Raw genomic sequence first — 10173 nt, 5'->3', positions numbered from 1 at the left:
CATCCCGAACAGGACCGTGAAACGATTACGCGCCAATGATAGTGCTGCAACCAGTGTGAAAGTAGGTTATCGTCAGGCTTTTATTCCGCATACCCCCGCTTATTCAGTTAAGCGGGGGTTTTGCTTTAAGTGAGAATAGTCGATTTTGTAAGTGGTTTCACAGATCTTAGTGAAATTAGCTGGAGAAAAGACTAGACAAGAAGTTAGATTATGCAGTATAATTTTGCTTCTGTTGATGTGGTGACACACATTAAGTTTATCTGACTAAGCAAGAATATGGGTGCTTAGCTCAGTTGGTAGAGCGGCGCCCTTACAAGGCGTAGGTCGGGAGTTCGAGCCTCTCAGCACCCACCACAGATAAACAGCAAGAACGGTTAAGTAGTTTCGGAGTGGTAGTTCAGTTGGTTAGAATACCGGCCTGTCACGCCGGGGGTCGCGGGTTCGAGCCCCGTCCGCTCCGCCAGTTATAAAGAAAAAAGACAAGCGATGCTTGTCTTTTTTTTCGTCCGCATTTTCCTGCACTTCAAGCTCTGCAATTCCTCTGCGCCTCTAATTTCCGTTCTCCCATATTAAATCCGGCCACCTGGCATACAGACTAATCTCTCATTGCGACTCTGTGGCGTAGCAGGGATTTCGAACGGTATACCTTTGCCTGCATAACGAAGGCTGCTTGCAAGCAGCTCTTCCTTCCTTTGTGCCTCTGTGTTGAGAGCTCTCCAGCCTTTCATAAATGTTGCGCGCAAAACAAAACCCCCGCCAATTACTTGAGCGGGGGTTGATGGGACAAGAGCCGTCAGTTCATCACGCAGCCTGTGCGCTGTCCATCTCACCATCCAGTGCAAACACCACATCACTAAGCAAGCTTGCCAGCTCGGCAGTCATGAGCACAAAGTCAGCATCAAAGCGTTCTTCCTCATTACTACCCTTGTCCTTGCTTTCATCGAGCACATCCAGCGGTTTGATGCGCTTGATCGTCAATGTATCAGTCAGCACAAAGCTGACCTTGTCATCCCAGGTCAGGGCAAGCTTGGTGCATTGCTTACCAGCAGCAATATGTTTCTGGATATCGTCCGGTTCCAGGGTATAGCGCACATAACGTACGGTGGCCTTGTCTTCGGTAGAAGACTTCAATTCTGTATCCTGGTCTATGGTGAAGCCCTTGGGCGCTTCGTTACCGGCCAGCCAGCCTGTCATGGCTGCCTGTGGGGAAGTTTTGGTGCGCAAGCCTTCCAGTGGGAGCTTGTCGCAGCACTTCAGCAAAAGTTTGATGACCTCATCCGCCTTGGAGGGGCTGGAGGCATCAATGACCAGCCAGCGGTTCACAGGATCAATCCAAACATTGGTATTGCGCTTGACGCCAAAGGCGCGTGGCAATAATTCTTCAGTGATGCGTTCTTTTAAGTCTTTCATCGCCTTGCGGCCAGGTGCGAAGCCTTGTTCTTCTTCTATTTCCAGCGCGCGTGCCTTGGTCACCTGGTTGATGACACTGGAAGGCAGCAATTTCTTTTCTGTTGCCAGCGAAATCAGGAATTGCTGATTCACGCTATGCACCAGCTGGTCATTATTGCGTGGCGATGCCCAGCCCTGGCTTTGCATCTCGTTAGAGGCACATTGTGAAAACGCAATGCGTGACAATTGGGCATGCAACTCCTCGGCAGTGATCTTCCAGGGAGTTGTCAGACGAAAAACTTGTAGATTCTTGAACCACATAGCGTATCCAGACGAAGAAAACCTAGCATTCTACACGCCTGCGCCGAGCCACTCACGACCAAAAATACAGCTTTCGCGGCAAGAAGTGAGGCTTCGTCGCTTTCCGGCATACAGGCTGGGTCGACTTTGCAATACTTCTTCCATCGCAGCAGCACAAACAAACCGAAACGACATCAGTAGCGCTAACAGCACTCAAGGAAATCATCATGTTGAACCAACTCATCAGCAACACACCAATCTATGTATGGGCAATCCTGGGCTTTCTGGCCTTTCGCGGCATCAAGTCCAGCGTTGATCGCGAATTGACAGTCAGGGCAGTGGTCATCATTCCTCTGGTCATGCTTGCCTTGTCTATTCAAGGCATATTGTCCGGTTTTGGTGCTGATCCTCTGGTGCTCGCAGCATGGCTGGCGACGATGACAGCTGCCGCCGCAGTCTCCTGGAATATGGTCAGCGACAAGAATATCCGCATCCTGGCAGACAGGGGCACGGTGTTTTACCGTGGCAGCTGGGGCCCGCTGGTGATGATGATGGCTATCTTTGTCATGAAATACATCGTCAATGTTGCCTTGCACGTTAATCCAGCGCTGCACACAAATATGCAATTTGCCTTGATCAGCACAGCTTTATTTGGTTTGTTTAGCGGTTTGTTCCTGGGCAAAATGCTGCGTGTCCTGATTATGTATAAACAAGCAATGTCTGAGAAATCAGTATTTACAAACCAGGTAACAGCATAAAACGCGATAGCGCAGTTATAGCAGGAGAATGAGTAGTAATTCGTAACAAGAAGATGCAAGTTTAGCTTGCAGCATCTCAGACAGGGGGCAGGGTAGACAGTATAATGTCCCCTGTCCTTATTTTATTTATTGTCAAAATACAATAAAAATTCTGTGCCATGCTAGCTGAACAAAAACAAGAATTATTGAAATTATTCCAGAACGCAGTTGAACCCCTGTTGGTGGGTTCCGAGCTTAAGCCTGTGATAGCGCTGGAGCGCCCACGCGATCCTTCTCACGGTGACGCTGCCTGCAATATCGCCATGCAGATCGCCAAGCCACTGCGCAAGAATCCGCGTGAGCTGGCACAGACTATCGTGGCTGCTGTAGAAGCACAAGCTAGTCCGCTGGTTGCCAGCGTAGAAATCGCCGGTCCTGGCTTTATCAATATACGTCTTGCTACTGCGGCCAAGCAGGCTGTCGTGACGACAGTTTTGCAAAAGGGGGCAGAATTTGGCAAAAGTCAGCGCGGTGCCGGTGAAAAAGTGGTGGTGGAATTTGTTTCTGCCAACCCTACTGGTCCCCTGCATGTAGGCCACGGTCGCCAGGGCGCGTTGGGTGACGCCTTGTCTGCTTTGCTGGATGTGCAAGGCTATGCCGTCAGCCGTGAGTTTTACTATAACGATGCGGGTGTGCAGATCAATAACCTGGCTTTGTCGGTACAAGCCCGCGCCAAAGGTTTTGCGCCTGGTGATGCTGGCTGGCCAGAGTCTGCCTATAACGGCGACTATATCTCGGACATTGCACAAGACTTTTTAGCAAAACAAACCGTTTCAGCGGGTGACTGCGCGCCAGTGACTGCCAGTGGCGATGTTGATGATATTGAATCCATACGCCATTTCAGCGTTACTTACCTGCGTCGTGAGCAAGATGCCGACTTGCTGGCTTTTGGCGTCAAATTCGATAATTACTATCTTGAAACTTCTCTCTACAAAGATAACAAGGTAGAGACGACGGTTGCCGCCCTGAAGGCAGCAGGCAAAACCTACGAACAGGAAGGCGCCCTGTGGCTGCGCACCACTGACTACGGTGACGACAAAGATCGCGTCATGAAAAAGTCGGATGGCACTTACACATACTTCGTGCCAGACGTGGCTTACCATGTCACCAAATGGGAGCGTGGCTACCGCAAGGCCATCAATATCCAGGGCAGTGACCATCATGGCACCATAGCCAGGGTACGAGGCGGCTTGCAGGCCTTGAATGTCGGCATACCGCAAGGCTACCCTGACTATATCCTGCACAAGATGGTGACCGTTATGAAGGATGGCGCCGAGGTCAAGATTTCCAAGCGAGCCGGTTCTTATGTCACCGTACGCGACCTGATCGAATGGTCGGCTGGTGGTGATGAACAGCGTGGCCGTGACGCCGTGCGTTTCTTCCTGATTTCCCGCAAGGCAGATACTGAATTCGTGTTTGACGTCGACGTTGCGCTCGCGCGTTCAGATGAAAACCCGGTGTACTACGTTCAGTATGCTCATGCCCGCATCTGCTCGGTACTGGCGCAATATGCGACTGATGAAGCCGCTTTTGCACCGCTGTCCAATGTCGACCTGTCACCATTGACAGCACCACGCGAAGCCAGTTTACTGGCCAAGCTGGCAGAATATCCTGAGGCTTTAGAAAAAGCCCTGGATGAACTCGGCCCGCACCAGGTCGCCTTCTACCTGCGCGATCTGGCAGGTGAGTTGCATAGCTATTACAATGCTGAGCGGGTTTTGGTTGATGATGAAGCAACCAAACTGGCCAGGTTGGCATTGATGCTGGCAACCCGCCAGGTCTTGCGTAATGGCCTGGCACTGTTGGGTGTGTCCGCACCTAACAAGATGTAAGCCAGCAGGCCCAAGCCAAGAAACTAGCTGAAAACAAGCTCACACAACACGTCGGAGACGCATGAAAGCTCAACAGAACGCCCCAAAACAAAAGAATGGCCAGCGTGGCAGCACTCTTACTGGCATCATTATTGGTCTGGTGATTGGTCTGGCTATCGCCGTGGGTGTGGCGATGGTCATTACCAAGACATCGACACCGTTTACCAATAAAAATGGTAAATCGGACAAGGCTGACATTCCTCTCACGCAATTACAAGATCCGAACAAGCCTCTGTATGGCAACAAGGATGCGGTCAAGGAAGCCAATAAGGAATTGACGGCCAGCAAACCTGCAGAAACTGTCGCGCCGCCTCCTCCCAAACCTGTAGAAGCCAAGCCACCTGAAAAAACTGCAGCAGAAAAGGCCGCTGAAAAAGCCGAGAAAGCTGCAGAAGCGGCCAAGCATGATAATGCCGACGAAAAATATATTTACTTTTTGCAGGTTGGCGCGTTTAAGGAACAGGCAGCGGCAGAAAATAGCCGTGCCAAACTGGCATTGATCGGTTTTGAAGCACGTATTCTGGAAAAAACGTCCGACTCCGGCACCATGTATCATGTGCGCTTGGGTCCGTATTCACAACTGGAAGCAATGAACCGTACCCGTTCCAGGTTGTCAGAGAATAGCGTTGATGTCGCTGTTGTGCGTACCGTCAAATAATCTTCGGATCATTGAGTAATCGAGCAAAGGAATCGTGATGCAATTCTTCAGTCAAATCAAACGTCGCATGTTCATGCTGGCTGGTTTGTCCCTGGTGGCTGCGGCTGTCAGTGCCACTCCCACCGCGCCGCAGGCGGGTGTTGAATACCAGGTACTCAAGCGCCCCCAGCCTGTAGAAGGTGGCAAGAAAATTGAAGTGATAGAATTTTTTGGCTATTTTTGCCCACATTGCTATGCACTGGAGCCTTTGCTGGCTGAGTGGGTCAAGAAACAGGGTGATAATATTTCCTTTAAACGCATACACGTGAATTTTCATGAGCTGGTCCCGCAGCAAAAACTCTACTTCAGCATGGAAGCCATGGGTAAGGCTGACGAATATCATATGAAGGCTTTCCAGGCTTTCCATGTCAATCGCAATCGCCTGCAAACTGACGCTGATATCATGGATTTTGTCAGCAAGTCTGGCCTGGACAAGCAAAAATTCACCGACGTGTATAACTCCTTCTCCATTAATAGCAAATTGAGTCGCGCCACCCAGTTGGCGAGTGCCTATCAAATTGATGGTGTGCCATCCATTGCCATTGATGGCCGCTATGTGACCTCGCCTGTCATGGCAGTCGCAACGATGTCGCGCGTGACAGAAGAAGTGCAAAATCGCGCCGCAATCCAGGTTCTCGATTTCATGATCGCCAAGATACAGAAGGAAAGAAATACTTTGGCTCCGGCTCCGGCAGCGGCTGCACCAGCAGCCTCAGTCAATGCACCGGCCAAAAAGAAATAAGCACACCTCCTCATTGCAGCAAGTCCGCCACCACGGCGGACTTTTTTCATTGGACATCATGAAAACTGTCTTTATCACTGGCGCATCCTCAGGCATAGGTGCGGCACTCGCCAGGGCTTACGCTGAGCAAGGAGCCACTTTGGGTTTGGTGGCCCGCCGTCAGGAAGTGCTGGAGGGATTGCGGCAGAGCTTGCCCAATCCCGGCCAGCACCATGTCTATGCAGTGGATGTCACCGATCATGCGGCTCTGGCCGGGGCAGCCCATGATTTCATGCAGGCCGTGGGACAGGTCAATATCGTGATTGCCAATGCTGGTATCTCGGTTGGCACGCTCAGTGAATATGCCAGTGACATCAAGGTGTTTGACAGCATATTGCAAACCAATCTGATCGCCACGGTAGCGACTTTTTCACCCTTCATCAATGCCATGAAAACTTATGCGCGCAATACTGATTGCCGCCTGGTCGGCATAGGCAGTGTTGCTGGCATACGTGGCTTGCCGGGTGCTGGTGCGTATTGCGCATCCAAGGCGGCAGTCATCAGTTATTGCGAATCGCTGCGGGTGGAATTGCGCGACAGTGGCATACGTGTCGTGACTATCGCCCCCGGTTATATCGATACGCCCATGACCAGGGGTAACCCTTATCCCATGCCTTTCCTGATGCCAGTCAGGGCGTTTTGTGCATCTGCATTACGCACAATCGAAAGGGGCAATACTTACCGCGTCATCCCCTGGCAAATGGGTGTGGTCGCCAAATTGATGCGCATCTTGCCTAACGGGCTATATGACGCTGTGTTTGCCAGGGCACGCCGCAAGCCGCGTGCCGCAGACCAGGCATGAGCAGGCTGGTCGACGCGTTGGGTACGCTGCATCAACCCTATGAGGCTGATGCAGAGGCCGGGGCTGGGCCGCGCATCGTCAGCCTTGTGCCCTCGATTACAGAATTGCTGTGTGAGCTGGACTTGTCACGCTATCTGGTCGGGCGTACCGGTTTTTGCATACATCCTAAATCCGTGGTGCAGGATATCCCCAAGATCGGTGGCACCAAGGATGTGAATATAGAGAAAATCCGCCAGTTGGCACCCACCCATTTGATCGTCAATATCGATGAAAATGAAAAGCCAACTGTGGAAACCCTGGCTCAATTCATCCCCCATGTAATCGTTACCCATCCACTGGTGCCACGCGATAATCTGGCGTTATATCAATTGCTGGGCGGGATATTTGGTGTGCAGGAAAAAGCGCAGGAATTATGTATTCAATTCGAAGCTGCTTATGCCGCCCTGGACCCTGTGCCAGACCATACCCAGAGTGTCGTTTACTGCATCTGGCAAGATCCATGGATGACCGTCAGCCGTGACACCTATATCGCCGCCATGCTGGCCCTGATAGGCTGGCAAACCTGGTCGCCACCGAATAGCATCTTGCGTTACCCCGGTTTTCAGTGGAGCAGCGCCGTTGAGCATCCCATAGACCGTGTGCTGCTATCAACCGAACCCTACCGCTTTACCGAAACTCATGTGGATGCGCTGGAGAAGCAGCTAGGCTTGCCTGTGCAACTGGTCGATGGTGAAATGTTGTCCTGGTATGGCAGTAGGGCAATTGCTGGTTTGCAATACCTGCGAGGTTTAAGCAAGCAATAAGGTTATGCAATTTCGCCTAACAGTGCCAAATTCGAAATACGTCTATACAATTTACACAAAAATGCCACACTGCACAGCACAATAATTGACACTCTAATATCTGGACAACCATACTTCTGGGCATACCAGTTAAGGTTTTCTATATATTCTTGGAGAAGTTTGTTATGAGTAAGATGCGCAAAGCGATTTTACTTGCCCTGTATGGTGCGAGTGCAGCAACTGTTTTTACACCCGTCATGGTGAGTGCGCAAACTGCTCCCGCGGCAGAAAAAGCCCCTGAAGCCGGCATGCAAACCATGACTATCGTTGGTTCGCGCCGTGCCAATACCAGCGCCACCAATACTCCTTTGCCTGTCGATTTCATTTCGGTTTCCAAAGCCGCAGAGCAGGGCGGTCAGTTTGACCTGGCCCAGACACTGGCAAATATCTCGCCTTCTTTCAATTCCACGCGTCAGACTGGTGCCGATGGTGCTGATCTGGTGGATTCCGCCGCCCTGCGTGGCCTGGGTTCAGACCAGACCCTGGTGCTGGTGAATGGCAAGCGCCGCCATACCGTCGCGCTGGTGAACTTGTTTGGTGCCCGCAACCGTGGCAATACCGGTACAGATTTGAATGCCATCCCGGTCATGGCGATCAGCAATGTGCAAGTCTTGCGTGATGGTGCCGCCGCCCAATACGGCTCTGACGCGATTGCCGGTGTCATGGATATCAGCCTGAAGAAAAACCTGGGCTGCGAAGCCAGCTTTGGTTACAGCCAGTATTCTGTCGGCGATGGTAAAAACTATCTGCCATCCGCTTATTGCGGCATCGCCCTGGGTGAAAAAGGCGTGTTCGGCATCACGGTAGAATATACTGACCGTGGCCGTTCCAACCGTGCCGACCCTGGCAATCCACGTACCATCGGCGACACCAAGGTCACCGGCCCTACCGTCTACCTGAATGGTGAAGTGCCCAACGGTGGCAATGACAAACTGTATTTCACCCTGGGCGCGCAACAACGCAAGGCATCTTCTGCTGCCTGGGCGCGCGGTGGCATAGGTTCTGACGACATTCCTTCCCGCAATTCTGCCGCCATGTATCCTAATGGTTTCGTGCCCTATATCAATGGCGATATCAATGACATCTACGGCACCGTAGGCTATAAATGGGACATAGGCGAATGGCGTGCTGACCTGTCGCAGACCTATGGCTTCAATGAACTGAAGTACAACGTCAGCAATACCATCAACGCATCGATTGCCAATAAAGACTTGCTGGCTGGTGGCAAAGGTATCAGTCCCAGCAGTTTTGATGCGGGTGGTTTTTCTTTCTCACAAGCCACCACCAATCTGGATTTCAGCCGCTTCTTTGATGGCTTCATGAATGGCGTCAACGTCGCCTTCGGTGCTGAATACCGTCGTGAAAACTACAAGATTACGGCTGGCGAGGCAGGTTCTTACAATGACGTTGATGGCCTCGGTTTTGGCGGCAATGCCGGTAGCCAGGGTTTCCCCGGTTTCCAGCCTGGTGACCGTACTGACAAAAACAGAAACAGCATCGCTGCCTATGTCGATGTAGAAACAGATATCACCACCCGCTTCAAGCTGCAGACAGCAATCCGAGGTGAGCGCTATAGTGATTTCGGATCTACCCTGACGGGCAAGCTGGCAGGCAGCTATAAAGTGGCAGATGAAGTCTTGCTGCGTGGCTCGGTCAGTACAGGTTTCCGTGCGCCGTCTCTACAACAAGTGCATTTCTCTTCCACCTTCACCGACTTCATCAGCGGCGTACCTATGGATGTGGTGCTGGCACCAAACGGTGGTGCAGTGGCCAATGCGGCAGGCATCCCCAAACTCAAGGATGAAACCTCGAAAAACTACACGCTCGGCCTGACTTTCAAACCGAATAATGCGTTTGCGCTGACAGCCGATTTGTACCGTATCGATATCGCCGATCGTATCGTCTTGTCCGGTCGTTTTGATGCTGACAATTACCCGGCTCTGGGTACTACCCTGCAGGCGCTGGGTGTAGGCCAGGCACAGTTCTTTGTGAATTCCATCAATACCAAGACCCAGGGTCTGGATTTGACTGCTTCACATAAAACCAATCTGGGTGCTGGCAAGTTGGCGACATACCTCGGTTTGAATTACAGCACGACTGAAGTCACCAAGGTACAGGCTCCGCCATCTTTGAAAGGCTATGAAGATGTCTTGTTGTCTGAACGTGAACGCCTGTTCATAGAGCAAGGCGGCCCAAGAATGAAAGCCACCCTGGCTTTCAATTATGAGCAAGGCCCATGGGCCAGCGAGTTCAAAGTCATCCATTATGGTTCACAAACCCTGGGCACTTTCTCAGGCACCGCATCCGGTGTGCCAAATGCCCGTTACGAACCCAAGACCTCGGCTGACGTGGCGTTGACCTATGCCTTCAATGACACCACCAAGCTGACTGTAGGCGGCAACAATATTTTCAACGTCAAACCTACCCGCCAGGACCCGAATGAAACAGATAATGGTTTCTACTATGACAGTGTGCAGTTTGGCCTGGGTGGCGCATCTTACTTTCTGAAACTCTGGAAGAAGTTTTAATTTGTCTCACCTAGGGAAATAACCCCTGCCCGCGAAAAAAATGGCCTGCATGCAAATGCCAGGCCATTTTTTCTGGCATCCTCAATTTCTTATAATTCCAAAATGTGGAACAATGAATTTCAAATGATGAGCATTCTTTTCTCTATCGGAATAAGGCAAAGTTACA

8 protein-coding genes and 2 tRNA genes are annotated in these 10173 nt (G+C 51.3%); 9 read left to right on the top strand and 1 reads right to left on the bottom strand.

What is annotated here, in order from left to right; all coding sequences use genetic code 11:
* Positions 1-278 precede the first annotated feature (278 nt).
* Together H8L47_RS23195 and H8L47_RS23190 are read left to right on the top strand one after the other, a co-directional pair.
* Positions 279-354, top strand: a tRNA-Val gene (locus H8L47_RS23195).
* Positions 355-386: 32 nt separating this feature from the next.
* A tRNA-Asp gene (locus H8L47_RS23190) sits at positions 387-463 on the top strand.
* A gap of 338 nt (positions 464-801) precedes the next feature.
* Here H8L47_RS23190 and H8L47_RS23185 read toward each other — a convergent pair.
* Positions 802-1710: a recombination-associated protein RdgC gene (locus H8L47_RS23185; protein ID WP_186955976.1), complete on the bottom strand. Its 909-nt coding sequence runs from the start codon at positions 1708-1710 to the stop codon at positions 802-804.
* A 206-nt stretch (positions 1711-1916) separates the two neighbouring features.
* Here H8L47_RS23185 and H8L47_RS23180 point away from each other — a divergent pair, with 206 nt between their 5' ends.
* The 7 genes from H8L47_RS23180 (at position 1917) to H8L47_RS23150 (ending at position 10007) form a co-directional block, all read left to right on the top strand.
* On the top strand, positions 1917-2447 hold the full coding sequence (locus H8L47_RS23180; RefSeq protein ID WP_186955975.1) for a DUF6622 family protein: 531 nt from the start codon (positions 1917-1919) through the stop codon (positions 2445-2447).
* A gap of 158 nt (positions 2448-2605) precedes the next feature.
* The gene (argS, locus tag H8L47_RS23175) at positions 2606-4318 is read left to right on the top strand and encodes an arginine--tRNA ligase (protein ID WP_186955974.1); all 1713 of its coding nucleotides are present in this window, start codon (positions 2606-2608) and stop codon (positions 4316-4318) included.
* A gap of 61 nt (positions 4319-4379) precedes the next feature.
* Entirely contained in the window at positions 4380-5015 is a 636-nt protein-coding gene (locus tag H8L47_RS23170; protein ID WP_186955973.1) for an SPOR domain-containing protein, read from the top strand.
* 37 nt (positions 5016-5052) lie between these two features.
* Positions 5053-5796 carry a thiol:disulfide interchange protein DsbA/DsbL gene (locus H8L47_RS23165; RefSeq protein WP_186955972.1) on the top strand — a complete coding sequence of 248 codons (744 nt, stop codon included), beginning with the start codon at positions 5053-5055 and terminating at the stop codon, positions 5794-5796.
* Between the two features lie 58 nt (positions 5797-5854).
* The gene (locus tag H8L47_RS23160; protein ID WP_186955971.1) at positions 5855-6637 is read left to right on the top strand and encodes an SDR family oxidoreductase; all 783 of its coding nucleotides are present in this window, start codon (positions 5855-5857) and stop codon (positions 6635-6637) included.
* On the top strand, positions 6634-7440 hold the full coding sequence (locus H8L47_RS23155; protein WP_186955970.1) for a helical backbone metal receptor: 807 nt from the start codon (positions 6634-6636) through the stop codon (positions 7438-7440). The genes H8L47_RS23160 and H8L47_RS23155 overlap by 4 nt, the downstream gene beginning before the upstream one ends.
* A gap of 164 nt (positions 7441-7604) precedes the next feature.
* Entirely contained in the window at positions 7605-10007 is a 2403-nt protein-coding gene (locus H8L47_RS23150) for a TonB-dependent receptor plug domain-containing protein (protein WP_186955969.1), read from the top strand.
* The last annotated feature ends 166 nt before the right edge of the window (positions 10008-10173 follow it).

This window comes from Undibacterium umbellatum (genome assembly GCF_014284125.1).
GTDB lineage: Bacteria > Pseudomonadota > Gammaproteobacteria > Burkholderiales > Burkholderiaceae_D > Undibacterium > Undibacterium umbellatum.
This window is presented reverse-complemented; position numbering and strand designations above follow the sequence as displayed.

What these genes read in the sequence shown, in the direction of transcription:
- H8L47_RS23185 (WP_186955976.1), bottom strand. Translation starts at nt 1,710, where the DNA reads ATGTGGTTCAAGAATCTACAAGTTTTTCGTCTGACAACTCCCTGGAAG.
- H8L47_RS23180 (WP_186955975.1), top strand. Translation starts at nt 1,917, where the DNA reads ATGTTGAACCAACTCATCAGCAACACACCAATCTATGTATGGGCAATC.
- argS (WP_186955974.1), top strand. Translation starts at nt 2,606, where the DNA reads ATGCTAGCTGAACAAAAACAAGAATTATTGAAATTATTCCAGAACGCA.
- H8L47_RS23170 (WP_186955973.1), top strand. Translation starts at nt 4,380, where the DNA reads ATGAAAGCTCAACAGAACGCCCCAAAACAAAAGAATGGCCAGCGTGGC.
- H8L47_RS23165 (WP_186955972.1), top strand. Translation starts at nt 5,053, where the DNA reads ATGCAATTCTTCAGTCAAATCAAACGTCGCATGTTCATGCTGGCTGGT.
- H8L47_RS23160 (WP_186955971.1), top strand. Translation starts at nt 5,855, where the DNA reads ATGAAAACTGTCTTTATCACTGGCGCATCCTCAGGCATAGGTGCGGCA.
- H8L47_RS23155 (WP_186955970.1), top strand. Translation starts at nt 6,634, where the DNA reads ATGAGCAGGCTGGTCGACGCGTTGGGTACGCTGCATCAACCCTATGAG.
- H8L47_RS23150 (WP_186955969.1), top strand. Translation starts at nt 7,605, where the DNA reads ATGAGTAAGATGCGCAAAGCGATTTTACTTGCCCTGTATGGTGCGAGT.